25 protein-coding genes are annotated in these 26,321 nt (G+C 61.2%); 21 read left to right on the top strand and 4 right to left on the bottom strand.

Annotated features, from left to right (window positions below; genetic code table 11):
- The first annotated feature begins 298 nt into the window (after positions 1–298).
- Positions 299–484, top strand: a complete 186-nt coding sequence (locus tag ACM530_RS03680; RefSeq protein ID WP_106577224.1) for a hypothetical protein — start codon at positions 299–301, stop codon at positions 482–484.
- 50 nt (positions 485–534) lie between these two features.
- On the opposite strand, the gene ACM530_RS03675 is transcribed toward ACM530_RS03680, so the two are convergent.
- Complete coding sequence (locus ACM530_RS03675) at positions 535–2,160, bottom strand: glucan biosynthesis protein D (RefSeq protein ID WP_369300839.1); 1,626 nt, start codon at positions 2,158–2,160, stop codon at positions 535–537.
- Positions 2,161–2,508: 348 nt separating this feature from the next.
- Here ACM530_RS03675 and ACM530_RS03670 point away from each other — a divergent pair, with 348 nt between their 5' ends.
- The 15 genes from ACM530_RS03670 (at position 2,509) to ACM530_RS03600 (ending at position 18,485) form a co-directional block, all read left to right on the top strand.
- The gene (locus tag ACM530_RS03670; protein WP_242194347.1) at positions 2,509–4,131 is read left to right on the top strand and encodes a methyl-accepting chemotaxis protein; all 1,623 of its coding nucleotides are present in this window, start codon (positions 2,509–2,511) and stop codon (positions 4,129–4,131) included.
- Positions 4,131–4,643, top strand: a complete 513-nt coding sequence (locus ACM530_RS03665; protein WP_145161752.1) for a chemotaxis protein CheW — start codon at positions 4,131–4,133, stop codon at positions 4,641–4,643. Before ACM530_RS03670 ends, ACM530_RS03665 begins: the two co-directional genes overlap by 1 nt.
- Positions 4,640–5,899: a CheR family methyltransferase gene (locus ACM530_RS03660; protein WP_416364282.1), complete on the top strand. Its 1,260-nt coding sequence runs from the start codon at positions 4,640–4,642 to the stop codon at positions 5,897–5,899. Before ACM530_RS03665 ends, ACM530_RS03660 begins: the two co-directional genes overlap by 4 nt.
- A complete protein-coding gene (locus ACM530_RS03655) occupies positions 5,896–6,597 on the top strand; it encodes a chemotaxis protein CheW (RefSeq protein WP_262210461.1) in 702 nt (233 codons plus the stop codon). The genes ACM530_RS03660 and ACM530_RS03655 overlap by 4 nt, the downstream gene beginning before the upstream one ends.
- Complete coding sequence (locus ACM530_RS03650; protein ID WP_416364281.1) at positions 6,594–8,873, top strand: hybrid sensor histidine kinase/response regulator; 2,280 nt, start codon at positions 6,594–6,596, stop codon at positions 8,871–8,873. The genes ACM530_RS03655 and ACM530_RS03650 overlap by 4 nt, the downstream gene beginning before the upstream one ends.
- The gene (locus ACM530_RS03645; protein WP_145161771.1) at positions 8,870–9,880 is read left to right on the top strand and encodes a chemotaxis response regulator protein-glutamate methylesterase; all 1,011 of its coding nucleotides are present in this window, start codon (positions 8,870–8,872) and stop codon (positions 9,878–9,880) included. The genes ACM530_RS03650 and ACM530_RS03645 overlap by 4 nt, the downstream gene beginning before the upstream one ends.
- A gap of 51 nt (positions 9,881–9,931) precedes the next feature.
- Positions 9,932–10,933, top strand: a complete 1,002-nt coding sequence (locus ACM530_RS03640) for a diguanylate cyclase (RefSeq protein WP_416364280.1) — start codon at positions 9,932–9,934, stop codon at positions 10,931–10,933.
- 235 nt (positions 10,934–11,168) lie between these two features.
- Positions 11,169–12,264 (top strand): peptide chain release factor 2 gene (gene prfB / locus ACM530_RS03635; protein ID WP_096236834.1). Its coding sequence is split into 2 segments (ribosomal slippage): positions 11,169–11,240 and positions 11,242–12,264, totalling 1,095 coding nucleotides; the frame shifts between segments, so codons are not numbered across the junction.
- 109 nt (positions 12,265–12,373) lie between these two features.
- Positions 12,374–13,876, top strand: coding sequence for a lysine--tRNA ligase (gene lysS / locus ACM530_RS03630; RefSeq protein WP_145161776.1), 1,503 nt, complete (start codon positions 12,374–12,376; stop codon positions 13,874–13,876).
- A 152-nt stretch (positions 13,877–14,028) separates the two neighbouring features.
- Positions 14,029–14,745: a TetR/AcrR family transcriptional regulator gene (locus ACM530_RS03625; RefSeq protein ID WP_145161779.1), complete on the top strand. Its 717-nt coding sequence runs from the start codon at positions 14,029–14,031 to the stop codon at positions 14,743–14,745.
- 128 nt (positions 14,746–14,873) lie between these two features.
- Positions 14,874–15,434 carry a hypothetical protein gene (locus ACM530_RS03620; protein WP_145161782.1) on the top strand — a complete coding sequence of 187 codons (561 nt, stop codon included), beginning with the start codon at positions 14,874–14,876 and terminating at the stop codon, positions 15,432–15,434.
- A 21-nt stretch (positions 15,435–15,455) separates the two neighbouring features.
- On the top strand, positions 15,456–16,733 hold the full coding sequence (locus ACM530_RS03615; RefSeq protein WP_106577204.1) for a flavohemoglobin expression-modulating QEGLA motif protein: 1,278 nt from the start codon (positions 15,456–15,458) through the stop codon (positions 16,731–16,733).
- A gap of 113 nt (positions 16,734–16,846) precedes the next feature.
- Entirely contained in the window at positions 16,847–17,752 is a 906-nt protein-coding gene (locus tag ACM530_RS03610; RefSeq protein ID WP_145161785.1) for an alpha/beta hydrolase, read from the top strand.
- A complete protein-coding gene (locus ACM530_RS03605) occupies positions 17,749–18,075 on the top strand; it encodes a hypothetical protein (protein ID WP_106577202.1) in 327 nt (108 codons plus the stop codon). Before ACM530_RS03610 ends, ACM530_RS03605 begins: the two co-directional genes overlap by 4 nt.
- A 125-nt stretch (positions 18,076–18,200) precedes the next feature.
- Positions 18,201–18,485, top strand: coding sequence for a hypothetical protein (locus ACM530_RS03600; protein WP_242194332.1), 285 nt, complete (start codon positions 18,201–18,203; stop codon positions 18,483–18,485).
- Between the two features lie 50 nt (positions 18,486–18,535).
- Here ACM530_RS03600 and ACM530_RS03595 read toward each other — a convergent pair whose 3' ends face one another.
- The 3 genes from ACM530_RS03595 to ACM530_RS03585 all read right to left on the bottom strand — a co-directional run bounded on the left by ACM530_RS03595 (position 18,536) and on the right by ACM530_RS03585 (position 20,430).
- The gene (locus ACM530_RS03595; protein WP_416364279.1) at positions 18,536–19,321 is read right to left on the bottom strand and encodes an OmpA family protein; all 786 of its coding nucleotides are present in this window, start codon (positions 19,319–19,321) and stop codon (positions 18,536–18,538) included.
- Positions 19,322–19,376: 55 nt separating this feature from the next.
- Entirely contained in the window at positions 19,377–19,802 is a 426-nt protein-coding gene (locus tag ACM530_RS03590; RefSeq protein ID WP_145161788.1) for a DUF4398 domain-containing protein, read from the bottom strand.
- A 283-nt stretch (positions 19,803–20,085) separates the two neighbouring features.
- Positions 20,086–20,430, bottom strand: coding sequence for a pilin assembly protein (locus ACM530_RS03585; RefSeq protein WP_145161793.1), 345 nt, complete (start codon positions 20,428–20,430; stop codon positions 20,086–20,088).
- A gap of 184 nt (positions 20,431–20,614) precedes the next feature.
- Between ACM530_RS03585 and ppc the strand changes: the two genes are divergently transcribed.
- The 5 genes from ppc to ACM530_RS03560 all read left to right on the top strand — a co-directional run bounded on the left by ppc (position 20,615) and on the right by ACM530_RS03560 (position 26,300).
- Positions 20,615–23,260, top strand: coding sequence for a phosphoenolpyruvate carboxylase (gene ppc / locus ACM530_RS03580; RefSeq protein WP_416364278.1), 2,646 nt, complete (start codon positions 20,615–20,617; stop codon positions 23,258–23,260).
- A 280-nt stretch (positions 23,261–23,540) separates the two neighbouring features.
- Positions 23,541–24,188 carry an adenylate kinase gene (adk, locus tag ACM530_RS03575; RefSeq protein ID WP_145161799.1) on the top strand — a complete coding sequence of 216 codons (648 nt, stop codon included), beginning with the start codon at positions 23,541–23,543 and terminating at the stop codon, positions 24,186–24,188.
- A 90-nt stretch (positions 24,189–24,278) separates the two neighbouring features.
- Entirely contained in the window at positions 24,279–24,965 is a 687-nt protein-coding gene (tsaB, locus tag ACM530_RS03570) for a tRNA (adenosine(37)-N6)-threonylcarbamoyltransferase complex dimerization subunit type 1 TsaB (RefSeq protein ID WP_145161802.1), read from the top strand.
- Between the two features lie 160 nt (positions 24,966–25,125).
- Positions 25,126–25,440, top strand: a complete 315-nt coding sequence (locus ACM530_RS03565; protein ID WP_106577194.1) for a hypothetical protein — start codon at positions 25,126–25,128, stop codon at positions 25,438–25,440.
- Entirely contained in the window at positions 25,440–26,300 is an 861-nt protein-coding gene (locus ACM530_RS03560) for a DUF72 domain-containing protein (protein ID WP_369300826.1), read from the top strand. Before ACM530_RS03565 ends, ACM530_RS03560 begins: the two co-directional genes overlap by 1 nt.
- Positions 26,301–26,321: the final 21 nt, after the last annotated feature.

Here is a 26,321-nt window from a genome sequence, read left to right as displayed (position 1 = left end):
CGCCTGATTCACCGAAACCCACCCTGACCCGGTGGGTTTTTTCTTGCGCGCGTTTCCGACGACTTCCAGCGCTGGCGGTTGCCGCGTGCGAAAGGGCTGTAGGTCTTTGTTACCTAAGCGAATTATTTAAGTTAATACTCTAAAAAAATCCCACACGTGCCGAGATTGTTTCTACGCTTAAGGTATGTCTGATTTCTGGCCCAGGGAGTCAGTCGGTGTGTCCGCGAAGGCATTGCGCCTCAGGGAAGGTGGGTGATGGGCGACAGGAGTCTTAGATCGATATCAGGAGAAACAGTCCATGGCCAAGTCCTATGGTGTAGCGGGTGTGGTGGCGTCTTTTCTAACCCGCAGGATGTTCTTGCGTGGCCGCAGATTGAGTTCGGATGAAGCCGAATTGCTGGCGCAATATCGCGCCCTGACCGAAAACGATCAGGTCGCGATGCGGTATCTGATAGGGGCGATGAAGAGTGTGTCGCGGTTTTAGACAACGCGTTGACCGTGTGGGCGCTGGCTAGCCAGCCCCCACTTTGTGGGTCAGGTGTACTTGCGCTTGTCCGGTGCAGGCGGGAAGTACTGGTACAGCCAGGTTTCACTCAAGGTGCGGTCCTGGGTGCGGATAAACAGCCGCAATTCCACCGGCTCCACGCTGTCGCTGGTCGGGTACCAATCGAACAGAATGCGGTAGCCCTTGATGTTGTCGAGCACCAGCACGCTGAAGTCTTTCACTTCACCGTGAGAGCAAGTCACCACGGGCTCGATGCCGGTGCCGGCCGGCAGACGGTCCAGGCCGCCGCCCTTGAAGTCCACGGCAAAGCGGCGCGCCCACACATCGGGGTAGTGCTCGCCCGGTGCCCAACCTTCGGTAAAGCCGCCCATGCCTGAACGGGTGGCATCGACTTGGGCCAGCGGTGTGCTCACGGGTGGCAATGCGCTCCAGTACAGCTTGTAGCCATAGTTGAGTGAGTCGCCGGCGGCCACGGGCTTTTTCGGGGTCCAGAAGGCCACGATGTTGTCCAGGGTTTCGCCGGTGGTGGGGATTTCCAACAGGTCGATCGAGCCTTCGCCCCATGCGGTCGTCGGTTCAACCCACAGGCTTGGGCGCTTGCTGTACCAGTCGACGGTGTCCTGGTAGCTGGCGAACTCATGGTCGGTCTGCACCAGGCCGAAGCCTTTCGGGTCGGTGTCGGCGAACGCGTTGAATTGCAGTGTGGCCGGGTTGTTCAGCGGGCGGCAGATCCACTCGCCATTGCCGCGCCACATCGCCAGGCGGTCAGAATCGTGGATCTGCGGGTGAATGGTGTCGCACATGCGGCGCTCAACGGTGCCGCAACTGAACATGCTGGTCATCGCCGCGATACCCAATTGTTCGATGGCGGTGCGCGCATTGATGTTCGCGTCGATGGCCATCACCACCTGAGTGGCCTGGCAATCAATGTCGAAGCGGTAGGCACCGGTGGCGCTCGGCGAGTCGAGCAGGGCATAGACCACAAAACGCGTGGCGTCCTTGGCCGGGGTTTCGAACCAGAACTGCGTAAAGTCGGGGAATTCTTCGCGTTTTTTCGCGTAGGTATCAATCGCAAGGCCGCGTGCGGAAAGGCCGTACTGGCCGGTGGAATCCACCGCACGGAAGTAGCTGGCGCCAAGGAACGACAGCACGTCATGGCGATCCAGCTCCGGCGCCTTGAACAGCTTGAAGCCGGAGAAACCCAAGTCGCCGGTCAGTTGCTTGGTGTCCACCGTGGTCTTTTCATAGTTGAACAACGACGGGCGGAAATGCACCTCGCGGGCTTCACGGGTCTTGGGGTCGACGCTGTGCATGCGCACCGGCGTCTTGAACCCCATGCCGACGTGGAAGAATTGCACGTCGAGTTGGCCGTTCAATTCCTTCCACAGCGAATGGTTGCCGTCGTAGCCGATGGCATTGAAATTCTGCGGCGTCATGTTTGCCAGGGTCGGCGGCAGCACCTGCCTGGTGTCTTTATACGCGGTGCCGGCGAGCTGTTTGGCCTGGGCTTTGAGTGTTTCAAAGTCAAACGCCACGGCCTTGCCATCGGCGGCACGGTTACCGGCCCAGGCCTGCGCGGCCAGCAGGCCACTGGCCGATAAACCGGTGTAAGCCGCAATGGCCATGGACGCTTTAAGCAAATTCCTGCGGTGCATAGAGACAACCTGTCGTGAGCAAATCCCGCGCCGTTCCTGGCACGTGCTGGATCAGAAATAACGGTTCGGACATGCCTTCGGCCAAACGCAACGGACTATAAACAGACGCCGGATAGCTTAAGCGGTTCGGTGACGCAGGAAAATTGATTGATGGCGGCGTGATGGCCTTGCATGTGAAACAAGTTATGTATCAGTCAGCTTATCGCTAGCTGGCTCACCGCTATCGGAGGCAAGCCCCCTCCCACATTTATTTGCGTTCTGTGCACGCTACATCAAATCCCATTGATAAATGAGGCCATCCGCTCAGCTATACTCCCCTCCATTTGAATGGCCCTTCGAGGAATTACTGTGAAGAACTGGACCTTGCGCCAACGGATTTTGGCGAGCTTTGCGGTCATTATCGCGATCATGCTGTCAATGGTTGTGGTCTCTTATTCACGGTTGCTGAAGATTGAGGTCAGCGAGACGGCTGTCCGCGATGACGCGGTGCCGGGGGTTTATCTGAGCTCGATGATCCGCAGTGCCTGGGTCGACAGCTACCTGCAAACCCTGGCATTGCTCGGTCTGCGTGACGACAAGGGCCTGACCGATGCCGACAGGGCTGACTTCAAGTCATTTGAAGGGCGTGTCCGGGAGCAGATGGCCAACTACCAGCACACCATCAACGGTCGCGATGACCAGTCCGAGTTCGACAAGTTCGAAGCCCTGCACCAGGCCTATAACAAGAGCCTGGCCATCGTGCTCGACGCCCTGCAGCGCAATGACCTGGTTGCTGCACGCAAGGAATTCAACGCCAACCTGACGCCCGCCTGGACGGCAGGACGCATGAAGCTCAACGACATCATTACCGAGAACAAAGACGTCGCCGACCGTGCAACCACGGCGATTGATGACGCGGTGTCGGCTGCCAAAGTCAGCATGTTCGTGTCGCTGGCCCTGGCCATTCTCGCCGCCGGCCTGTGTGGCCTGCTGCTGATGCGCGCCATCATGGCGCCGATGCAGCGCATCGTGGCGATCCTCGGCACCATGCGTGACGGCGATTTGAGCAAGCGCCTGAACCTGGAGCGCAAGGACGAATTCGGCGCCGTCGAAACCGGCTTCAACGACATGATGACCGAGCTGACGGCCCTGGTGTCCCAGGCCCAGCGCTCGTCGGTGCAGGTCACCACCTCGGTCACCGAAATTGCCGCCACCTCCAAGCAACAACAGGCCACCGCCACCGAAACCGCGGCAACGACCACCGAGATCGGCGCAACGTCGCGGGAGATCGCTGCCACGTCCAAGGACCTGGTGCGTACCATGACCGAAGTGTCCACTGCTGCCGACCAGGCCTCGGTCGCTGCCGGTTCTGGCCAGCAGGGCCTGGCGCGCATGGAAGAAACCATGCACTCGGTGATGGGCGCCGCCGACCTGGTCAATGCCAAATTGGCGATCCTCAATGAGAAGGCCGGCAACATCAACCAAGTGGTGGTGACCATCGTCAAGGTCGCCGACCAGACCAACCTGTTGTCGCTCAACGCTGCCATTGAGGCCGAAAAGGCCGGTGAATACGGCCGCGGTTTCGCCGTGGTTGCCACTGAAGTGCGCCGCTTGGCCGACCAGACCGCCGTGGCCACCTACGACATCGAGCAAATGGTGCGCGAGATTCAGTCGGCGGTGTCGGCCGGCGTAATGGGCATGGACAAATTCTCCGAGGAAGTGCGCCGCGGCATGTTCGAAGTGCAGCAAGTGGGCGAGCAACTGTCGCAGATCATTCATCAAGTGCAGGCGTTGGCGCCACGCGTGTTGATGGTCAACGAAGGCATGCAGGCCCAGGCCACCGGTGCCGAGCAGATCAACCACGCACTGGTGCAACTGGGCGATGCCAGCAGCCAGACCGTCGAATCCCTGCGCCAGGCCAGCTTTGCCATTGATGAATTGAGCCAGGTTGCGGTCGGTCTGCGCAGCGGCGTGTCGCGTTTCAAAGTCTGATGAGCGACCTCGCGGCTAAACGCGGCGCCGTCCCGGCAGCGAAAAAGGCGTTGTTTCTGGTGTTTCACATCGGCGGCGAACGTTATGCCCTCAAAGCCACGGAAGTGGCCGAGGTGCTGCCGCGCCTGCCGCTCAAACCCATCGCACATGCGCCGGTCTGGGTGGCGGGGATTTTTGCCCACCGTGGCGCGCTGGTGCCGGTGATCGACCTGTGTGCGCTGACCTTCGGCACGCCGGCCCAAGCCCGCACCAGTACGCGGTTGGTGCTGGTCAACTACCAGCCGCAACCGTGGGTTGAAGCGCGCTGGCTGGGGCTGATCCTGGAACAGGCCACCGACACCCTGCGCTGCGGCCTTGGAGAGTTCAAGCCGTATGGCCTGGACAATCGCGAGGCACCCTACCTGGGGCTGGTGCGTGAGGACGCCTTGGGCTTGATGCAATGGATTGGTGTCAACGAATTGCTCACCGAGCCCGTGCGCACCTTGCTGTTTTCTGCCGAGCTGAGTCTATGAGCAACGACCCGCGCTTCTTTGCCTTCTTGAAGGAACGCATCGGCCTGGACGTCGCGTCTGTGGGCGAGGCGATCATCGAGCGCGCGGTGCGCCAGCGCAGCCAGATTGTGCAGGCGCAGACGCCAGAGGCTTACTGGAGGCATCTGCAGAGCTCGCACGATGAGCAGCAGGCGCTGATCGAAGCCGTGATCGTGCCCGAGACCTGGTTTTTCCGTTATCCCGAATCCTTTGCCACCCTGGCGCGGCTGGCCAAGGCGCGGCTGGCCGAGATCAAGCAGATGCGCGCGCTGCGCATTCTGAGCTTGCCGTGTTCCACCGGCGAAGAGCCGTATTCGATTGCCATGGCCCTGCTCGATGCGGGCCTGGCGCCGCATCAATTCAAGGTGCTGGGCCTGGATGTCAGCCCGTTGTCGGTGGAGCGCGCCAAGCGTGGCGTGTATGGCAAGAATTCGTTTCGCGGCAGCGACATCGACTTTCGCGAGCGCCATTTCACCGAGGAGGCCGACGGTTTTCGCATCGCCGACCGGGTGCGCGAACAGGTGCGCCTGCAAGTCGGCAACCTGCTCGATCCGGGCCTGCTGGCCAATGAGCCGAGCTACGACTTCGTGTTTTGCCGCAACTTGCTGATCTACTTTGACCAGCCGACCCAAAAGCAAGTCTTTGATGTGCTCAAGGGCCTGACTCATCAGGACGGCGTGCTGTTTATCGGCCCGGCCGAAGGAAGCCTGTTGGGGCGCCATGGCATGCGCTCGATTGGCATACCGCAATCTTTTGCCTTCAGTCGGCACGTCGAGCCGATCAAGCCTGAGCCGGTGTTTGTGCCCGTGCCTGCGCCGGTTCCGCAGCGCAGTGCCGCACCGATTCCGGTCAAGCTACGGCCGTTCAGCACGGTCAGCGCGCAGGTGGTGCCGATCAAGGCGCCGCAGACGGATGCCGGCGACTTGCTCGGCCGTATCGCCACGCTGGCCAATGAAGGCAAGAGCGCCGAAGCCCGCGCCGCCTGTGAGCAGTATTTGAGTAACCATCCGCCGGCCGCCCAGGTGTTTTATTGGCTGGGGCTGCTCAGCGATGTAGCCGGCAGCGCCCTGGAAGCCCAGGGCTATTATCGAAAAGCCTTGTACCTGGAGCCGCAGCACCCGCAGGCCTTGATGCACCTGGCGGCGTTGCTTGAGTCCCAGGGCGACAGTGCGGGGGCGCGCCGTTTGCAGGCGCGGGCCGCGCGTAGCGAGCGAGCTGACAGTGAGTCCAAACGATGAGTAGCACCGACGCGCTCAACACCGCAAGCCTGGACCTGACCCTGGCCGACACCCATGCCATTGACGACTGCTGGAACCGCATTGGCATCCATGGCGACAAGTCCTGCCCGCTGCTGGCGGAGCATATTCACTGCCGCAACTGCTCGGTGTATTCCGCTGCCGCCACCCGTTTGCTCGACCGTTACGCCCTGCAGCAGGGCGATGAGCGCGCTTATGCCGTGGCCGAACTCGACGAAGACATCGTTACCCGTTCCTTGTTGATGTTCCGTCTTGGCGAGGAATGGCTGGGCATCGCCACCCGGTGCCTGGTCGAAGTGGCGCCGCTGCAGCCGATTCATTCGCTGCCGCACCAGCGTTCCCGGGCGCTGCTCGGCGTGGCCAATGTGCGAGGCGCCTTGGTTGCATGCCTGTCGTTGGTGGAGCTGCTGGGGTTGGACGCGACCAGCAACGGTGCCAGTGGCGGGCGCATCATGCCGCGCATGTTGATCATCGCCGCGCAGGACGGCCCGGTCGTGGTGCCGGTCGATGAAGTCGACGGCATCCACGCCATCGACGAGCGCACCTTGAAGGCCGCATCGGCGTCCGGCACCCAGGCCAGTGCGCGCTTCACCCAAGGTGTGTTGCAGTGGAAAGGCCGCAGCCTGCGTTGGCTGGACGAGGCGCAATTGTTGTCCGCCGTGACCCGGAGCCTCTCATGACCCCCGAGCAGATGCGCGATGCCTCGCTGCTGGAGCTGTTTAGCCTGGAAGCCGATGCGCAAACCCAGGTGCTGAGCGCCGGCCTGCTGGCGCTTGAGCGCAACCCGACCCAGGCCGACCAGTTGGAGGCGTGCATGCGCGCCGCGCATTCGCTCAAGGGCGCGGCGCGGATTGTCGGGGTGGACGCTGGGGTCAGCGTGGCCCACGTCATGGAGGATTGCCTGGTCAGCGCCCAGGAAAGCCGCCTGTACTTGCAACCCGAACATATCGACGCGCTGCTGCAAGGCACCGACCTGCTGATGCGCATCGCCACGCCCGGCAACGACGTTGGCCCGGCGGATATCCAGGCTTATGTGGCGTTGATGGAGCGCTTGCTCGATCCGTCGCAGCCGACCGCCAACATCGCGCCACCGCCGCCTGCGCAATCTGCACCGGCGCCGATTATCGAAGAGCCGCCGCCGGAACCCGAGCCTGCGCCGCCCGTGACCAGCGAGCCGCCACGCCAGAACAAACGCATGACCGAAGGCGGCGAGCGTGTGCTGCGGGTCACCGCCGAGCGCTTGAACAGCCTGCTCGACCTGTCGAGTAAATCCCTGGTCGAAACCCAGCGGCTCAAGCCTTACCTGGCGAGCATGCAGCGCCTCAAACGCATTCAAAGCAACAGCGCCCGCGCCCTGGACACATTGGACGGCCAGCTCAAAGCCCTGGATTTGAACCTCGAAGCCCAGGAAGCGCTGGCCGACACCCGGCGCCTGTTAAGCGAAGCCCAGGCCTTGCTGGCGGAAAAAACCGCCGAGCTGGACGAGTTCGGCTGGCAGGCCGGGCAGCGTGCCCAAGTGCTTTACGACACCGCGCTGGCCTGCCGCATGCGCCCGTTTGCCGATGTACTGGCTGGGCAAGTGCGTATGGTCCGCGACCTGGGCCGCAGCCTTGGCAAGCAAGTGCGCCTGGAAATCGAAGGCGAAAAAACCCAGGTTGACCGCGACGTACTGGAAAAGCTCGAAGCCCCGCTCACGCACCTCTTACGCAATGCCGTCGATCACGGTATCGAAATGCCCGAGCAGCGCATGCTGGCCGGTAAGCCGGCCGAGGGCCTGATCCGCCTGCGCGCCTCGCACCAGGCAGGTTTGCTGGTGCTGGAATTGAGCGACGACGGCAACGGCGTCGATCTTGAGCGCCTGCGCGGCACCATCGTCGACCGGCACCTGTCGCCACTGGAAACCGCTCAGCGCCTGAGTGAGGAAGAATTGCTGACGTTCCTGTTCCTGCCGGGGTTCAGCCTGCGCGACAAGGTCACCGAAGTGTCCGGGCGCGGCGTCGGCCTGGATGCGGTGCAGCATATGGTGCGCCAACTGCGCGGCGCGGTGGTGCTGGAGCAGACGGCGGGGCGCGGCAGCCGCTTCCACCTTGAGGTGCCGCTGACCCTGTCGGTGGTGCGCAGCCTGGTGGTGGAAGTCGGCGAGGAAGCCTATGCGTTCCCGCTGGCGCACATCGAACGCATGTGCGACCTGGCCCCCGATGACATCGTGCAACTGGAAGGCCGCCAGCATTTCTGGCACGAGGGCCGCCACGTCGGCCTGGTCGCCGCCAGCCAGTTGCTGCAGCGCCCCCCGGGGCAGAGCAATGAGGAGACGCTTAAAGTCGTGGTGATTCGCGAGCGCGATGCGGTGTATGGCATCGCGGTGGAGCGCTTTATCGGCGAGCGCACGCTGGTGGTGTTGCCGCTGGATGATCGCCTCGGCAAGGTTCAGGATATTTCTGCCGGCGCCTTGCTGGACGACGGTTCGGTGGTGTTGATCGTCGACGTTGAAGACATGCTGCGTTCGGTGGACAAGCTGCTCAATACCGGCCGCCTGGAACGCATCGCCCGGCGTAGCCAGCAGGCCACCGAGGCGCCGCGTAAACGCGTGCTGGTGGTGGACGACTCGCTCACCGTGCGTGAGCTGCAACGCAAATTGTTACTTAATCGCGGTTATGAAGTGGCTGTCGCGGTCGATGGCATGGATGGCTGGAACGCGTTGCGTTCCGAAGACTTCGACCTGCTCATCACTGACATTGATATGCCTCGCATGGACGGTATTGAATTGGTCACACTCTTGCGCCGTGACAGTCGCCTGCAATCGTTGCCGGTGATGGTGGTGTCGTACAAGGATCGCGAAGAAGACCGGCGTCGTGGACTGGATGCCGGCGCCGACTATTATTTAGCTAAAGCCAGTTTCCATGACGATGCCTTGCTGGACGCCGTGATGGAACTGATCGGAGGCGCACGGGCATGAGGATTGCGATCGTCAATGACATGCCCATGGCGGTGGAGGCCTTGCGCCGCGCCTTGAGTTTCGAACCCGCGCACCAGGTGGTGTGGGTGGCCAGCAACGGTCTGGAAGCCGTGCAGCACTGCGCCGAGGTGGTCCCGGACCTGATCCTGATGGACCTGATCATGCCGGTGATGGATGGCGTGGAGGCCACGCGGCGGATCATGGCCGAGACCCCGTGCCCGATCGTGATCGTCACCGTGGACCGCCAGGCCAATGTCAGCCGCGTGTTCGAAGCCATGGGCCATGGCGCCCTGGATGTGGTGGATACGCCGGCGCTGGGCGTTGGCAACGCCAAGGATGCGGCGGCGCCGCTGCTGCGCAAAATCCTCAATATTGGCTGGCTGGTCGGCCAGCGCGGCAGCCGGGTGCGCACCGAAACGGCGCCCCAGCGCGGTACCGGCAAACGTCAAAGCCTGGTGGCGATTGGTTCGTCGGCCGGCGGGCCGGCTGCCCTGGAAATCCTGCTCAAGGGTTTGCCACGGGACTTTTCGGCGGCCATCGTGCTGGTGCAGCATGTGGATCAGGTGTTCGCCGCGGGCATGGCCGAGTGGCTGAGCAGCGCGTCCGGCCTGCCGGTGCGCCTGGCGCGTGAGGGCGAGCCGCCACAAAGCGGTGTGGTCCTGCTGGCCGGCACCAACCACCACATCCGCCTGTTGAAAAACGGCACGCTGGCCTATACCGCAGAGCCCGTTAACGAGATTTACCGGCCTTCCATCGACGTGTTTTTTGAAAGCGTCGCCAGCCATTGGAACGGCGACGCCGTCGGCGTATTGCTGACCGGCATGGGTCGCGACGGCGCCCAGGGGCTCAAATTGCTGCGTGAACAAGGATATTTGACCATCGCCCAGGATCAACAGAGCTCGGCGGTGTATGGCATGCCCAAAGCAGCGGCGGCCATTGATGCCGCTGTTGAAATTCGCCCACTGGACAGAATTGCGCCCCGATTGCTGGAGGTCTTTGCAAAATGATCAAACCCTCCGCGGTGCCGGCATGCAGGAAAGTAATTCAGGTGACTGCACATGAATGATTTACAGATCGACGACATCAAGACCGACGAAAATGCCGCCATGGTGTTGCTGGTCGACGACCAGGCCATGATCGGCGAAGCGGTGCGGCGCGGCCTGGCCCATGAGGAAAGCATCGACTTCCACTTTTGCGCCGACCCGCATCAGGCGATTGCCCAGGCGATTCGCATCAAGCCCACGGTGATCCTGCAGGATCTGGTCATGCCGGGCCTTGATGGCCTGACGCTGGTGCGTGAATACCGCAACCATCCGGCCACCGCGAATATCCCGATCATCGTGCTGTCGACCAAGGAAGACCCGCTGATCAAGAGCGCGGCGTTCGCGGCCGGCGCCAACGACTATTTGGTCAAGCTGCCGGACAACATCGAGCTGGTGGCGCGCATCCGCTATCACTCGCGCTCGTACATGACGCTGTTGCAGCGGGATGCGGCGTATCGGGCGCTGCGGGTCAGCCAGCAGCAGTTGCTGGACACCAATCTGGTGCTGCAACGGTTGATGAACTCCGACGGTCTTACCGGGCTGTCCAATCGCCGGCATTTCGATGAGTACCTTGAGCTGGAATGGCGTCGTGCCATGCGTGACCAGACTCAGTTGTCGTTGTTGATGATCGATGTGGATTTCTTCAAGACCTACAACGACAGCTTTGGCCATGTCGAAGGTGACGAAGCGTTGCGCAAAGTCGCTGCGACGATCCGCGAAGCCAGCAGTCGTCCCTCCGATCTGCCGGCACGTTATGGAGGTGAAGAGTTTGCGCTGGTGCTGCCAAACACCTCGCCGGGCGGCGCACGCCTGGTGGCCGAAAAGCTGCGCATGGCCGTGGCGGCGCTGAAAATCCCGCACATTGCCCCGGCCGAAGGCGCGAGCCTGACCATCAGCATCGGCCTGTCGACCCTGACGCCGGTGCAGGGCACGGATTGCCGGCAGCTGATCATGGCGGCGGATAAAGGCTTGTACACGGCCAAGCACAATGGGCGCAATCAGGTCGGTATCGAGTGACCTGAGGCCGTGCCCCATTCAATGTGGGAGGGGGCTAGCCCCCGATAGCGGTGGGTCAGTCACAACATCATTGACTGACAGGCTGCCAGCGGGGGCAAGCCCCTCCCATATTTGGATCTTCATGGGGCTTGGATTGTGTACAAATCCGGCCTTTTCGCCAAGCGGGCTGCCGTTCCCGCTGGTTTGTCGTTATACTCGTCGGCTTTCAAAAGTTCGCCAACGAGTGCTGCCCGCCATGGAAATCAACCCGATCCTTAACACCATCAAGGACCTGTCCGAGCGCTCCGAAACTATTCGGGGGTATCTTTGACTACGATCAAAAGCATGAGCGTCTGACCGAAGTCAATCGCGAGCTTGAAGATCCGGCTGTCTGGAACAAACCTGAATACGCCCAGGAACTGGGCCGCGAGCGCGCTGCGCTGGCACAGATCGTCGACACGCTCGACGAACTGAACACCGGTCTGGGCGATTGCCGCGACCTGCTGGACATGGCCGTCGAAGAAAACGACGAAGGCGCAGTGGGCGATGTCGTCGCCGAGCTGGCCCGCCTCGAGGAAAACCTCGCCAAGCTTGAATTCCGCCGCATGTTCAGCCACGAAATGGACCCGAACAACGCCTACCTGGACATCCAGGCCGGTTCCGGCGGCACCGAGGCCCAGGACTGGGCCAACATCCTGTTGCGCATGTACCTGCGCTGGGCTGACAAACGCGGTTTCGACGCGACCATCATGGAGCTGTCGGCCGGTGAAGTCGCTGGCATCAAAGGCGCGACCGTGCACATCAAGGGTGAATACGCCTTTGGCTGGCTGCGCACCGAGATCGGCGTGCACCGCCTGGTGCGCAAGAGCCCATTCGACTCCGGCAACCGTCGCCATACCTCGTTCTCGGCGGTGTTCGTCTCGCCAGAGATCGACGACAAGGTCGAAATCGAGATCAACCCGGCCGACCTGCGGATCGACACCTATCGCTCCTCCGGTGCCGGTGGTCAGCACGTAAACACCACCGACTCGGCCGTACGTATTACCCACGTACCGACCAACACCGTGGTCAGCTGCCAGAACGAACGTTCCCAGCACGCGAACAAGGACACCGCCATGAAAATGCTGCGGGCCAAGTTGTACGAGCAGGAAATGCAGAAGCGCAACGCCGCGTCCCAGGCGCTGGAAGACACCAAGTCGGATATCGGCTGGGGTCACCAGATCCGTTCGTATGTGCTTGATGCGTCGCGGATCAAGGATCTGCGCACTAACATCGAGCGCAGTGACTGCGACAAGGTGCTCGACGGCGACATTGACGAATACCTGGAAGCCAGCCTGAAATCGGGCTTGTAACACATGCAATGCGGGATTGGCTGACACCCCTCGATCCCTGTGGGAGCGGGCTTGCCCGCGATCCCCAGCCACAGGCTGGGGCAACGAACCTGATGGAAAATTTAAAGACATGAGCGACCAACAACTCGACCCGCAAGCCCTGCAACAGGAAGAAAACTCCCTGATCGCCCTGCGCAAGGAAAAGCTTGCTGCCGAGCGCGCCAAGGGCAATGCCTTCCCCAACGACTTCCGCCGCGAAAACTACTGCGATGCCTTGCAGAAGCAATACGCGGACAAGACCAAGGAAGAGCTGGCAGAAGCTGCAATCCCGGTCAAGGTTGCCGGTCGCATCATGCTCAACCGTGGCTCGTTCATGGTGATTCAGGACATGACCGGTCGCATCCAGGTCTACGTCAACCGTAAAACCCTGCCGGAAGAAACCCTGGCCTCGGTGAAAACCTGGGACATGGGCGACATCATCGCCGCTGAAGGCACCCTGGCCCGTTCCGGCAAGGGCGACCTGTACGTCGAAATGACCAGCGTGCGCCTGCTGACCAAATCCCTGCGCCCGCTGCCGGACAAGCACCACGGCCTGACCGACACCGAACAGCGCTACCGCCAGCGCTACGTTGACCTGATCGTCAACGAAGACGTGCGCCAGACGTTCCGTGTGCGTTCGCAGGTGATTGCGCACATCCGCAGCTTCCTGATGAAGCGCGACTTCCTGGAAGTGGAAACGCCGATGTTGCAAACCATCCCCGGTGGTGCCGCAGCCAAGCCGTTCGAAACCCACCACAACGCGCTGGACATGGAAATGTTCCTGCGCATTGCACCTGAGCTGTACCTCAAGCGGCTCGTGGTTGGCGGCTTCGAAAAAGTCTTCGAGATCAACCGCAACTTCCGTAACGAAGGCGTCTCGACCCGTCACAACCCAGAATTCACCATGTTGGAGTTCTACCAGGCTTACGCCGACTACGAAGACAACATGGACCTGACTGAAGAGTTGTTCCGCGAGCTGGCGCAGCTGGTTCTGGGCAGCACCGACGTGCCGTACGGCGACAAGGTGTTCCACTTCGGCGAGCCGTTCGTGCGCCTGTCGGTGTTCGATTCGATCCTCAAGTACAACCCTGAGCTGACCGCCGATGACCTGAACGACATCGACAAGGCCCGCGCCATCGCCAAGAAAGCCGGCGCCAAGGTGCTGGGCTTCGAAGGCCTGGGCAAACTGCAGGTGATGATTTTCGAAGAGCTGGTTGAGCACAAGCTGGAGCAGCCGCACTTCATTACCCAGTACCCGTTCGAAGTGTCGCCGTTGGCCCGTCGCAACGATGACAACCCGAACGTCACCGACCGTTTCGAGCTGTTCATCGGCGGGCGCGAAATCGCCAACGCTTATTCCGAGCTTAACGACGCCGAAGACCAGGCCGAGCGCTTCATGGCCCAGGTGGCCGACAAGGACGCTGGCGACGACGAGGCGATGCACTACGACGCCGACTTCGTCCGTGCCCTGGAATACGGCATGCCGCCAACCGCCGGTGAAGGTATCGGCATCGACCGGTTGGTGATGTTGTTGACCAACTCGCCGTCGATCCGCGATGTGATCTTGTTCCCGCACATGCGGCCACAAGCGTAACCGTAGTGAAATCCGAAGCCGCCTTTTATAAGGCGGCTTTTTTATGTGGCGTATTCAGCCGTCAAGAGAACGGCGCCAGGTGATCGTTCCCACACTGTGCGTAGGAACGCAGCCCGTGACGCTCCGCGTCACCCTTTAAAGGAAGATCTGTCGTGAACCGCGTAATGGCTCAAGAAGGTGCCGCCGGCATTGCTGCTGCCGTGGCTGAAAGTGTTCAGTACCAGGGCCGCAAGGCCAGTCGGCGGGGCAGCGAGCAGCGCAGGCAGGATATTCTCGATGCGGCCATGCGCATCGTCGTGCGCGATGGTGTACGTGGCGTTCGCCACCGCGCCGTGGCGGCAGAGGCGGGCGTGCCGTTGTCGGCCACCACCTATTATTTCAAGGACATCGATGACCTGCTCACCGATACCTTCGCCCAATACGTGGAACGCAGCGCCGCCTTCATGGGCAAGCTGTGGGTGCGCAACGAAGGCCTGCTGCGCGAGATGGTCGCCTATGGCGATGGCAGCCCGCAGTCGCGCTCGCAATTGGCCGATGACATTGCGCGGCTCACCGCCGACTACGTGATGCGCCAACTGACCAATCGCCGTGAACACCTGATGGCCGAGCAGGCCTTTCGCCAGGAAGCCTTGCTCAACCCGCGTCTGGCGCAACTGGTGCGCTCCCATCAGCAGATTCTGTTGCAGGGCACCGGGCAGTTTTTCCAGGTCTTGGGTTCCCGCGAGCCGCAACAGGATGCCAAAGTGTTGACGGCGATAATCGGTCGGATGGAATATCAGGGCCTGCTTGGCGGCCCAGAGCCTCTGACCGGTGAAGAGATGCTTGAGATCCTCAAGCGTTATATGCATTTGGTGCTGGCTTCGGTCTAGCACACCCTGTGCGCTATCCGCTTTATGTGGGGGCTGGCTTGCCTGCGATAGCATCGCCTTGGATTACCTGGTGCACCGAGGCGCCTGTATCGCAGGCAAGCCAGCTCCGACACTTGATGGAGTACGCAATGAAAGCCTGGCATGTCGCGTTGATCGCCCTGTCGTTCCTGTTGCTCAGCGGTTGCCTGGTGACTTTCAAGGACCCGCTGCCGGCGCGCGACGCTGCGCCGGCCGCCTTGCTTGGCCATTGGTCGAGCAAGAATGCCTGGGGCGAGCCGCTTAACCTGCAGATCACGCGCGTCGGCGAGCACCGCTATAAAGCCGTGAGCTACCCTAAAGCCAAGCCAGCCCAGCGCGATGAGTACCTGTTTACCGTGGTGCGCCATGGCAACCGCTGGTATTTGTCGGCGCCGTTGCCGGACAAGCTGGGTGGGCATTTCATCCTCGCCGGCTTTGACTTTGAAAGCGAGGGCGACAAAAAGCCTGAATTGGTGGTCTACAACCTCGACCTTGAGCAGATCCACCAAGCCATCGGCCAACACGTGCTGCACGGCAGCACCGTCGACACGGTCGAAGGCGCCGGCGTGCTGGTGGACAGCTCCATGGACCAGGTGTTTGCCTACCTGGATGACCCGGCCAATGCCGATGTGTTCGTTGAAGCCGTGCGCTACCAGCGCGCGGGCAAATAACGTTTAAAGAGGAAGCACCGGGTGGACGATTACCAGCAGACGATACGCACCTTGTCTGATCGCATTGTGCTGGCGCAAACACCGATTCGCGTCCTCGACGCCGTGAAGTGGGACGAGAACATTCGTCAGGGTTTCCTCAAGGCCAAGGGCAAGGCGATGCCGGCCGTGGACCGCGACTACTACCTGAACCGGCCACTGTCGTTCGATTCCAGCGCAGTCAAGCTGGAGTTCCAGAACATCGAGCGCGACATCACCCGCCGCCTCGGCCAGTTCAGCCCGGTGGGGCAGATCATGCGGCGCATGTGCCGTGAATACCGCATGGTGGTGCGCATGCTCGAAGCGCGCGGCACCGAGGATTTCGGTCTGATCTCCCAGGAGCTGTATGGCGCCGCCTCCGATGCGTTCCACGCCGGCGACCCGACCCTGGCCGACTTGGGCCTGATGCTGTCTGACTACCTGAACAACATCGACGGCCGTGGTGACCTCAAGGACGAAGCCAAGACCCTCACCGCCAAGGATGCAGTGGCGTTGCTGCAAACCCGCCTGAACAAGGTGTTTGGCGAAGCCGAAGAAACCATCCGCGTGTTTGAGTCCGACGGGATTGTCGCGGACGCGGCGGCTGGCGCCGACTACATCAAGATCCGCGCCGATGCGATGTTCAACGACCGCGATGTGCGCGCCCTGGAAGTGCATGAAGGCCTGGTGCACGTCGGCACCACGCTTAACGGCCAGAACCAGCCGATCTGCACCTTCCTGTCCAAGGGCCCACCGTCGTCCACGGTGACCCAGGAAGGCCTGGCGATACTGATGGAGATCATCACCTTCGCCTCCTACCCGAGCCGCTTGCGCAAGTTGACCAACCGCACCCGCGCGATCCATATGGTCGAGGAGGGCGCCGATTTCCTGCAGGTGTTCGAATTCTTCCGTGAGCAAGGCTTTGAGATGGCCGAAAGCTACGGCAATGCCAGCCGGGTTTTCCGCGGCTCGACGCCGACCGGTCTGCCGTTTACCAAGGATTTGTCCTACCTCAAGGGCTTTATCATGGTCTACAACTACATCCAGCTGGCCGTGCGCAAAGGCAAGCTGGAACAAGTGCCGCTACTGTTCTGCGGCAAGACCACGCTGGAAGACATGCGCACCCTGCGCCAATTGGTCGATGAAGGCCTGGTGGTGCCGCCCAAGTACCTGCCCGAGCAGTTTCGCGACATGAACGCGCTGGCGGCGTGGATGTGCTTCTCCAACTTCCTCAACCACTTGAGCCTGGACCGGATCGAGGCGGATTACTCGAATATCCTGTAGGCGATAGTCCTGAAAAAACCGGATCAAAAGGTGGGAGCAGGCAAGGCAGCTCCCACCTTTGATCTCTATTGATCTTAAGACTGACTTCCAACCCACTTACGAGGCTTCAACGGATGAGAATCCTCGGCATTCTTTGCCTGCTACTCACATTGAACGGCTGCAGCTCGCTGCTGTTCTACCCTGAACCCGGCTTGCCGTTCACGCCGGAAAAAGCCCATCTGCAGTACCGCGATGTCACCCTGACCACCGCCGACGGGGTGAAACTTCACGCCTGGTGGCTGCCGGCCAAATCCGGCGTGCCAGTCAAAGGCACGGTGCTGCACTTGCATGGCAACGGCGGCAACCTGGCGTGGCACCTGGGGGGCAGTTGGTGGTTGCCGGAACAGGGCTATCAAGTGCTGCTGCTGGACTACCGCGGGTACGGTTTGTCGGAAGGCAAGCCGTCGTTGCCGGCGATCTACCAGGACATTGATGCGGCGTTCAACTGGATCGACAAGGCGCCCGAAACCCAGGGTCAACCGTTGATTGTGTTGGGTCAAAGCCTGGGTGGCGCGCTCGCCGTGCATTACCTGGCGGCGCACCCGCAGCGCCAGCCGCAGCTCAAGGCGCTGGTATTGGACGGGGTGCCCGCCAGTTATCGTGACGTAGGACAATTCGCCCTGAGTACGTCCTGGATAACATGGCCGTTTCAAGTGCCCCTGTCCTGGCTGGTGCCCGACGCTGACAGTGCGATCAACGCCATGCCGCAGCTGACCGGCGTACCCAAGCTGCTGTTTCATAGCCTGGATGATCCGATCGTGCCGCTGGCCAATGGCATTCGCCTGTATCAGGCCGCGCCGCCGCCCAGGGTGTTGCAGTTGACGCGTGGCGGCCATGTGCAGACGTTTGCCGACAAGACCTGGCAAACCGTGATGCTGCGTTATCTGGACGACCCGCAGCACTTCAACGGCCTGCGCCGCCTGGGGGAAATCCCCAACTACCCGAACCCTAACGTTGACACGTCAGAGAGCCCGCAATGAGCGAAGAACGCAACATGATCCCGCTGATCCTCACCGGCGTCGGCACCATCATCGGCACCGTCGGGTGCCTGTGGTACTACGGCTACCTGCACTTCGCCAAGCCGGAAGATGCGTTGCTGCTCAGCGACTTCACCCTACTCAAGACGGTGCCGGGCGAGGATTACAAAATCTCCCTCACGCCAGCGGCGCAAGTGGCGCAGTGCGTCGACGGTGTGTTGGTGATGTTTGATACCGAACAAAAAGGCTTGAGCGGCGTGCTGGTGAACAACAAGAAGCAGGCCGTGCGTTGCATGGGCCAGGAGACGCCGCAACTGCAGGAGTGACCTTCGCTTCATCGCAGCCACATGATCACGGAAATATCTGGAACCGTATCGCGTAAGAAGCCACTGAATGACGTGTCAGTGTTGCTGATAGTTAACTTGCGTATATCGAATCCGGGAGAGTGATCATGGTTGGTGGAATTGGCGCGATCAGTAAGATGTTGGAAATGGCCCAGGGCGCAGCAAAGCTGGGGCAGGGCGGCGAGGACGGCGCTCAAGACGCCCAGAAGCAAGAGAAGCAAGACCCTATGAAGATGCTCATGGACATGTTGTCGAAGGCGGCGGGCGGGTCTCAGGGCGGCAGCGCCGAGGACCAGAAGGGCCCGCAGGAACTGGAGAAACTGATGGCGGGCCGACAAGGCATGGAGGCCATGATGCCCGCCGATGACAGCAGCCGTAAAATCGAAGTCTGAGGCATAAAAAAACCCACCAAAAGGTGGGTTTTTTTTACTGCTTCAATCGATCAATTAGCAACGGAAGAACGTGGCTTGACCGGCTGGTTGTCGTTGGAGATGGTCACTTCAACGCGACGGTTCATGGCACGGCCCGAGGCGCTGCCGTTGTCGGCAACCGGGTATTCCTTGCCGTAACCCTGGGTCACAATGCGCGAGATATCCACGCCTTGTTGAGCCAGTGCGCGCTGCACGGAAGACGCGCGACGCTCGGACAGGCTCTGGTTGTACGAGTCGGAGCCGGTGCTGTCGGTGTAGCCTTCGACGATCACTTTACGGTCCGGGTTGTCACGCAGGAACTGCGCCAGCTTGGTGATGTTGACCAGGCCGCTGGATTTCAGATCGGACTTGTTGGTGGCGAACAGCACATCACCGAAAGTCACCAGGGTGCCGCGATCAGTTTGCTTGGCGTTCAAGCTGTCTTGCAGTTGCTTGATCTGGGCGTCACGGGCTTGCAGCAGGGCGCGAGCACGTTCGTCGCCAGCGTTTTTCAGCTTGGCTTCGGATTCACGCAGCACGATGGTGTCTTTGGCCACTTCAACGCGCTGGTTGGTCAGGTAGGCCAGTTGGTCGACCTTCTTCTCGTCTTCCTTGTCGCGGTAGGCTTTGTCAGCCTTGTCCAGCCAGTCGCTGGCGTCCTTGGTTTCCAGCGCCGCAAGCTTGGTGGCTTGTGGGTTGGTCTGCAGGGCCGAGAAGTTGGTCCGTGCGTTTTCCAGGTTCGCGTTCGGCGGGGTGGAGCAGGCCGCCAGGGCAACGCTCATCGCCAGCAGAGCAGGGATCATCAATTGTTTACGCATAGTCGTGTCGTCCTTTCAATTCGATTTCGGGTGCAATGCAATCAAGGGCGTTGGCTTATTGCTGTTGGATAACAGCTGGGCGCATGCCTTCCTGACGCAGCTCCTGAACAGCCTTCTGGGAGTCCTTCACAGCCTGTTGGGCTTTGGCGGCCTGAGCTTTGCGCTCTGCAACGCGAGCGTCCCACTCGGCTTGTTCGGCCAGCTGACGAGCCTTGTCATAGTTCTTGTCATGCATGGCGATTTCGGCTTCTTTGAGCTTGTCCTGAGCCGACTTCATTTCCACAGCTGCGTACTCGGTGCCGCCGGCGCTGACAGCGCTGTTGACCGCAGATTGGGTCACGGCGTATTGCTCGGTCGGTGGGTTGCCGGCGCAGCCCGCCAGAACGAAGCTGGTGCCGATTGCCAGCGCGGCCAATTTAAGCCCGCGCAGGTGGTTAAACGAGGTTTTGGCAGTGCTGGTCTTCATCGTCTTCAACTCCATTGGGTAACTCCTGAAAAACATCAAAATCCATGGCACTGGTCGGCGGTTCGGGTCTCGGCGGCAAGGCTCGAAACACTTATTCAAACGGCCGTTCCAAGTGATGGCTTACTGGTTGTGACCGGAGGCTTTTTTCAAAAGTTCAGAGAAGATGGCGAATTGCCTAAAAAAATATCTGACTGAATGGTCAGCGTTTAAAAGTTGGAACTTTCGACGCGCGCAGAGGTACTCCGGACCCGTGAAAGGCCCGGAATACTTGGGTCAAAAGAGGTTTTGCAGGTGTGTATCAGTGCTGCTGTTCGTCAGCACTGTCTGACAAATCATGCAGATAGCGCCGGGACAAGGTGAGAAAGCGTGGCGTCGGGCCCACGTCTTCGTACAGGGGATCACCCTCTTCATCGGTGGCAATCACGTGCTGGCCCTTGACGTAAGGAAAGCTCGCTTCCAGCTCTTCAAGGGCGGCGCCGATCAGCTCGCCGAGCAGTTCTTCGGTGTGGCGCTTGGGGTACATCTCGGCAATGGCGGCCAGCCGTGCAGCGGACTCCACATCCAGATGAATCGCGTACTCGGTCTTGGTCAGGCGACCCGTGGCGTTCTCTTCCCAATGCTGGGCCAGTTCTCGAATCTTCATGGCAACCTCAATGAGCTCGCAGTAGCAGGCAGTGATGAGTGTCCGGCCGCCAGCGCGGTTAACGCGGCGACTCACTGTTGAGACTAGCTGCAACTCACAAGGTTTAAAGTGTCTTGTCAGAAACCGACGCGGGCGGCACTCTGGAACCCCTGCGCGTCCCGGATTTCTGGCTGGAGATTGGCTGATGAGTGATATCGATGCACGCTTGCGTGAGGATGTTCACCTGCTGGGTGAGCTGTTGGGCAACACCATTCGAGAGCAGTACGGCGACGAGTTTCTCGACAAGATCGAGCAGATCCGCAAAGGCGCCAAGGCCGACCGCCGTGGAGCCGTAGCCGAGCAAGCCGCCGGCGAGGAACTCAGCGCCAGCTTGAACCAATTGCAGGAAGACGAACTGCTGCCCGTGGCGCGAGCCTTCAACCAGTTCCTCAACCTGGCCAACATTGCCGAGCAATACCAATTGATCCACCGGCGCGATGAGTCGCAACCGGCACCGTTCGAATCCCGTGTGTTGCCCGAGTTGCTGGCCCGCCTGCAAAGCGAAGGTCACAGCAACGAGTCGCTGGCCCGCCAGTTGGCGCGACTGGAGATTGAACTGGTCCTCACTGCCCACCCCACCGAAGTGGCGCGGCGCACCCTCATTCAGAAATACGATGCGATTGCCGCGCAACTGGCGCTGCAGGACCACCGCGACCTCACCACTGCCGAGCGCGAACAGATCCGTGAACGCCTGCAACGGCTGATCGCCGAGGCCTGGCACACCGAAGAAATCCGCCGCGTGCGCCCGACGCCTGTCGACGAGGCAAAATGGGGCTTTGCGGTGATCGAGCATTCGCTGTGGCACGCCATCCCCAACTACTTGCGCAAAGCCGACCATGCCCTGCACGCCGCCACCGGCCTGCACTTGCCGCTGGAGGCAGCGCCGATCCGCTTTGCTTCGTGGATGGGCGGCGACCGTGACGGCAACCCGAATGTCACCGCACCGGTGACCCGTGAAGTGCTGTTGCTGGCGCGCTGGATGGCGGCGGACCTGTACCTGCGCGACATCGATCACCTGGCCTCCGAGCTGTCGATGCAACAGGCCAGCCCGGCGTTGCAGGCCAAGGTGGGCGACAGCGTCGAGCCTTATCGCGCCTTGCTCAAGCAACTGCGCGAACGTCTGCGCGCCACGCGCCAATGGGCGCACACCTCGCTGACCGCCAACACCCCGGCGCCGGCCGAAGTGTTGCAGAACAACCGTGACCTGCTGGACCCGCTGGAGTTGTGTTATCAGTCGCTGCACGCGTGCGGCATGGGCGTGATCGCCGATGGCCCGCTGCTCGACTGCCTGCGGCGTGCGGTGACCTTTGGCCTGTTTCTGGTACGCCTGGACGTGCGCCAGGATTCCAGCCGGCATTCGTCGGCCATGACCGAAATTACCGATTACCTGGGCTTGGGTCGTTATGAAGACTGGGACGAAGAGGCGCGCATCAGTTTCCTGACCCAGGAGCTGACCAATCGCCGGCCGCTGCTGCCGGGCTACTTCAAACCGTCGGCGGACACTGCCGAGGTGTTGAACACCTGCAAGGAAATCGCCGCCGCGCCCGCTGCGTCGCTCGGCTCGTATGTCATCTCGATGGCAGGCGCCGCCTCCGATGTGCTGGCGGTGCAACTGCTGCTTAAAGAGTCGGGCGTGCAACGGCCAATGCGGGTGGTGCCGTTGTTCGAAACCCTGGCCGACCTGGATAACGCCGGGCCGGTCATGGAAACCCTGCTGCAATTGCCGGGCTATCGCGCGCGGTTGCAAGGCCCGCAGGAAGTCATGATTGGCTACTCGGACTCAGCCAAGGATGCCGGCACCACTGCCGCCGCCTGGGCACAGTACCGGGCACAGGAACGCTTGGTGGATATCTGCCGCGAACAACAGGTGGAATTGCTGTTGTTCCACGGTCGCGGCGGTACCGTCGGCCGCGGCGGCGGCCCGGCGCACGCGGCGATCCTGTCGCAGCCGCCGGGCTCGGTGGCGGGGCGTTTCCGTACCACCGAGCAAGGCGAAATGATCCGCTTCAAGTTCGGCTTGCCGGACATCGCTGAGCAGAACCTCAACCTGTACCTGGCCGCCGTCTTGGAAGCCACGCTGTTGCCACCGCCACCACCGGAGCCTGCCTGGCGCCATTTAATGGATGAATTGGCAGCGGACGGTGTCGGCGCCTACCGCGCCGTGGTGCGGGAAAATCCGCAGTTCGTCGAGTACTTTCGCCAGTCCACGCCAGAGCAGGAGCTCGGCCGCTTGCCGCTCGGCAGTCGCCCGGCCAAGCGCCGCGCGGGCGGGATCGAAAGCCTGCGGGCCATTCCATGGATCTTCGGCTGGACCCAAACCCGCCTGATGCTGCCTGCGTGGCTCGGCTGGGAAGCAGCACTCAGCAAGGCCCTGGAGCGTGGTGAAGGCGAGTTGCTGGGGCAGATGCGCGAGCAGTGGCCGTTCTTCCGCACGCGCATCGACATGCTGGAAATGGTGCTGGCCAAGGCCGATGCCGATATTGCCCGCCTGTATGACGAGCGTCTGGTGCAACCGGACCTGCTGCCATTGGGTGCGCACTTACGCGACCTATTGTCGCAGGCGTGCAGCGTGGTGCTTGGCCTGACTGGCCAGTCGCAACTGCTGGCCCATAGCCCGGACACCCTTGAGTTCATCCGTCTGCGCAACACCTACCTCGACCCGTTGCACTTGCTGCAGGCCGAGTTGCTGGCGCGCTCGCGTGAGCAGGAAGCCGCACAGGACAGCCCTCTGGAACAGGCGCTGCTGGTGTCTGTGGCCGGTATTGCCGCCGGTTTGCGCAACACCGGTTAAAGTTTTCTGCGTGTTCTCAACGGCTTGCAGATAAACCATGACGACCGCCCCGAAAAGGGCGGTCGGCGTTTGCGGGGCAAGGTTGCACTCAGGCACACCCGAGCTGTGACGCATGCCGGGCGTGGGTTGCTGCGACTTTCGGCGGCTTGTATGGATAGAGCCCGCTGTGTATCTTGATCAGCCTTTGGCCGTTTGATCGGCCTGGACCCATATTTTTACGAGATTGGCCCCACGCGGCGAATCCGAGCGTCATCTCTATAAAAAATTGAGGAGCACATCGATGCGCGTCATTCTGCTGGGAGCTCCCGGGGCCGGTAAAGGTACTCAGGCAAAGTTCATCACTGAAAAATTCGGCATTCCACAAATCTCCACCGGCGACATGCTGCGCGCGGCCGTCAAGGCCGGCACCGAGCTGGGCCTGATCGCAAAAAGCGTGATGGACAGCGGCGGCCTGGTTTCCGATGACCTGATCATCAACCTGGTCAAGGAACGCATCAGCCAGGAAGACTGCAAGAACGGCTTCCTGTTCGACGGTTTCCCACGCACCATTCCTCAGGCCGAGGCCTTGGTGAAAGCCGGCGTCGAGCTGGATGCCGTGGTTGAAATCGCAGTTGAAGACGAAGAAATCGTCCAGCGCATCGCCGGTCGTCGTGTTCACGAAGCCTCGGGCCGCGTTTACCACATCGTCTACAACCCGCCTAAAGTGGCTGGCAAGGACGATGTCACCGGCGACGACCTGGTGCAGCGTAAAGACGACACTGAAGAAACCGTGCGTCATCGCCTGTCGGTCTACCATTCGCAGACCAAGCCGCTGGTGGATTTCTACCAGAAGTTGTCTGCTGCCAACGGCAAGCCGAAGTACAGCCACATCCCTGGCGTCGGCTCCGTAGAAGCCATCACCGCCAAGGTGCTGCAAGCGTTGAGCTGAATCATCGATCGGCTTCACTGACAACGGCCCGCTTGCGGGCCGTTGTTGTTTATACTGGCGCACTTTTTTTCGACTTGGACACCTGCACCCATGAGCACCCTGCTGGCCCTGGACACCGCGACTGAAGCTTGCTCCGTTGCCTTGCTGCACGATGGCAAGGTAACGAGCCACTACGAGGTGATCCCGCGCCTGCATGCGCAGAAGCTGTTGCCGATGATCAAGCAACTGCTTGAGGACGCGGGCACCACGCTCGCTGCCGTCGACGCCATTGCCTTTGGCCGTGGCCCGGGTGCGTTCACCGGTGTGCGGATTGCCATCGGTGTGGTCCAGGGCCTGGCCTTTGCGTTGGAGCGTCCGGTATTGCCGGTCTCCAACCTGGCAGTGCTGGCCCAGCGTGCCTTGCGTGAACACGGCGCTTCGCAAGTCGCCGCCGCCATCGACGCGCGCATGGACGAAGTCTATTGGGGTTGCTACCGCGAGCACGCTGGCGAAATGCGCCTGGTGGGCGTCGAAGCGGTGCAATCGCCGCAGTCCTCTGTGTTGCCGGCGGATGCCAGCGGTGACTGGTTCGGTGCCGGCACTGGCTGGGGTTATGGCGAGCGCATCGGCGTAAAGCTGGTGGGCCAGGACGCTGCGATGTTGCCTCATGCCCAGGACTTGCTGACGCTGGCACGCTTCGCTTTCGAGCGTGGCGAAGCGATTCCGGCCGATCAGGCGGCGCCGGTTTATCTGCGTGATAAAGTCGCGCAGACCAAGGCTGAACGCGGGATTATTTGACGTCAAAAATGATGGCAATTTGGGGCAAAGTTCGCCAATCGTCAGAATTTGGCCCCGTTTTTAAACCTTTTACAAATTATGTGTTCTAGTTATCACCAGAGCATTTGCGCACCACGGAAAGTGCCGCTAAATTGCCATCATTGATACCGAGTCTGCATGTATGCGTATAGACGGCTTCTCCTCACAGTCCTACCCTCTCAAACGTAAGCCGCGCAAGGCGAACGTGACGGTAGACGATTCCGTCGAGGATTCGCCGGACTTCATCGAGGTCCAATCCGAGTCGCATGCCAGTTCTCATTCCAGCGCCCAAGGTTCAGCCGGCGCGCGTATCAGCGGTCTTCCCGCGCGTCAGCAAGACATGGTCTTCCCCCGCTCCATGAGCAAAAGCGTCGCTACCGCCCTGGCCAGCTACCTGACCACTGCCGGCTTTGTCGAATGGGATATGGAAGTGCTGGGTCTCGACATCCATATTTGATGCGTCTGCCTTACTTTATCGGTTGCCCGTCCTGGAGTGAAAACGCCTGGCGCGAGTACCTGTACCCAGCCGATGCACGCGCCAGCGACTACCTTTCGCTGTATGCCCAAGTCTTCAACGCCGTTGAAGGCAACACCACGTTTTATGCCCGACCCTCGGCCGCCACCGTGCAGCGCTGGGCTGAAATCATGCCCGCCGATTTTCGTTTCACCGCCAAATTCCCCGGCGACATCAGCCACAGTGGCGACCTGCGTGAGCAGTTGCCGGCAGCGGAAAGTTTTGTCGGCTTGATGAGCCCGTTGGGTGAGCGTGTCGCGCCGTTGTGGCTGCAGCTGCCGGCGAGCTTTTCGCCACAACGCCTCGGTGAACTGGCCGGTTTTATTGATGGACTGGAACGCCCGCTGGCAGTGGAAGTGCGCCATCAGGCGTTCTTCGCCAAGGGCGATGACGAGCGCAGCCTCAACCGTCTGCTGCGTGACCGTGGCGTTGAGCGAATCTGCCTCGACCCGCGCGCGCTGTTCAGTTGCACCTCTACCTCAGCCGCCGTGCTGCACGCCCAGTCGAAGAAACCCAAGGTGCCGCCGCGCCCGGCCGCGCTGACGCTGTTTCCCCAAGTGCGTTTCATTGGTCATCCGGAGCTGGAAGCCAACGACCCGTTCCTGGTGCCGTGGGTGGAAAAAGTCGCCGGTTGGATCGAGGAAGGGCGTACGCCGTATGTGTTCCTGCACACCTCGGATAACCGCCTTGCCGCGCAACTGGCGCTGCGTTTTCATCAACAACTGATGGCGCGTTTGCCGGGCCTGCCACCGCTGCCGACCTTGCATCGAGAACCCGCAGCGGAGCAACTGGGGTTACTCTAAGGCTCCTTTTTCCGCCAGGAG

The sequence above is a fragment of the Pseudomonas sp. NFX183 genome (assembly GCF_047943075.1).
Lineage (GTDB): Bacteria > Pseudomonadota > Gammaproteobacteria > Pseudomonadales > Pseudomonadaceae > Aquipseudomonas.
This window is presented reverse-complemented; position numbering and strand designations above follow the sequence as displayed.

Coding starts and splice junctions, on each gene's coding strand:
- ACM530_RS03680 (WP_106577224.1), top strand. CDS start 299: ATGGCCAAGTCCTATGGTGTAGCGGGTGTGGTGGCGTCTTTTCTAACC.
- ACM530_RS03675 (WP_369300839.1), bottom strand. CDS start 2,160: ATGCACCGCAGGAATTTGCTTAAAGCGTCCATGGCCATTGCGGCTTAC.
- ACM530_RS03665 (WP_145161752.1), top strand. CDS start 4,131: ATGAGCGACCTCGCGGCTAAACGCGGCGCCGTCCCGGCAGCGAAAAAG.
- ACM530_RS03660 (WP_416364282.1), top strand. CDS start 4,640: ATGAGCAACGACCCGCGCTTCTTTGCCTTCTTGAAGGAACGCATCGGC.
- ACM530_RS03655 (WP_262210461.1), top strand. CDS start 5,896: ATGAGTAGCACCGACGCGCTCAACACCGCAAGCCTGGACCTGACCCTG.
- ACM530_RS03650 (WP_416364281.1), top strand. CDS start 6,594: ATGACCCCCGAGCAGATGCGCGATGCCTCGCTGCTGGAGCTGTTTAGC.
- ACM530_RS03645 (WP_145161771.1), top strand. CDS start 8,870: ATGAGGATTGCGATCGTCAATGACATGCCCATGGCGGTGGAGGCCTTG.
- ACM530_RS03640 (WP_416364280.1), top strand. CDS start 9,932: ATGAATGATTTACAGATCGACGACATCAAGACCGACGAAAATGCCGCC.
- lysS (WP_145161776.1), top strand. CDS start 12,374: ATGAGCGACCAACAACTCGACCCGCAAGCCCTGCAACAGGAAGAAAAC.
- ACM530_RS03620 (WP_145161782.1), top strand. CDS start 14,874: ATGAAAGCCTGGCATGTCGCGTTGATCGCCCTGTCGTTCCTGTTGCTC.
- ACM530_RS03610 (WP_145161785.1), top strand. CDS start 16,847: ATGAGAATCCTCGGCATTCTTTGCCTGCTACTCACATTGAACGGCTGC.
- ACM530_RS03605 (WP_106577202.1), top strand. CDS start 17,749: ATGAGCGAAGAACGCAACATGATCCCGCTGATCCTCACCGGCGTCGGC.
- ACM530_RS03600 (WP_242194332.1), top strand. CDS start 18,201: ATGGTTGGTGGAATTGGCGCGATCAGTAAGATGTTGGAAATGGCCCAG.
- ACM530_RS03595 (WP_416364279.1), bottom strand. CDS start 19,321: ATGCGTAAACAATTGATGATCCCTGCTCTGCTGGCGATGAGCGTTGCC.
- ACM530_RS03590 (WP_145161788.1), bottom strand. CDS start 19,802: ATGGAGTTGAAGACGATGAAGACCAGCACTGCCAAAACCTCGTTTAAC.
- ACM530_RS03585 (WP_145161793.1), bottom strand. CDS start 20,430: ATGAAGATTCGAGAACTGGCCCAGCATTGGGAAGAGAACGCCACGGGT.
- ppc (WP_416364278.1), top strand. CDS start 20,615: ATGAGTGATATCGATGCACGCTTGCGTGAGGATGTTCACCTGCTGGGT.
- adk (WP_145161799.1), top strand. CDS start 23,541: ATGCGCGTCATTCTGCTGGGAGCTCCCGGGGCCGGTAAAGGTACTCAG.
- tsaB (WP_145161802.1), top strand. CDS start 24,279: ATGAGCACCCTGCTGGCCCTGGACACCGCGACTGAAGCTTGCTCCGTT.
- ACM530_RS03565 (WP_106577194.1), top strand. CDS start 25,126: ATGCGTATAGACGGCTTCTCCTCACAGTCCTACCCTCTCAAACGTAAG.
- ACM530_RS03560 (WP_369300826.1), top strand. CDS start 25,440: ATGCGTCTGCCTTACTTTATCGGTTGCCCGTCCTGGAGTGAAAACGCC.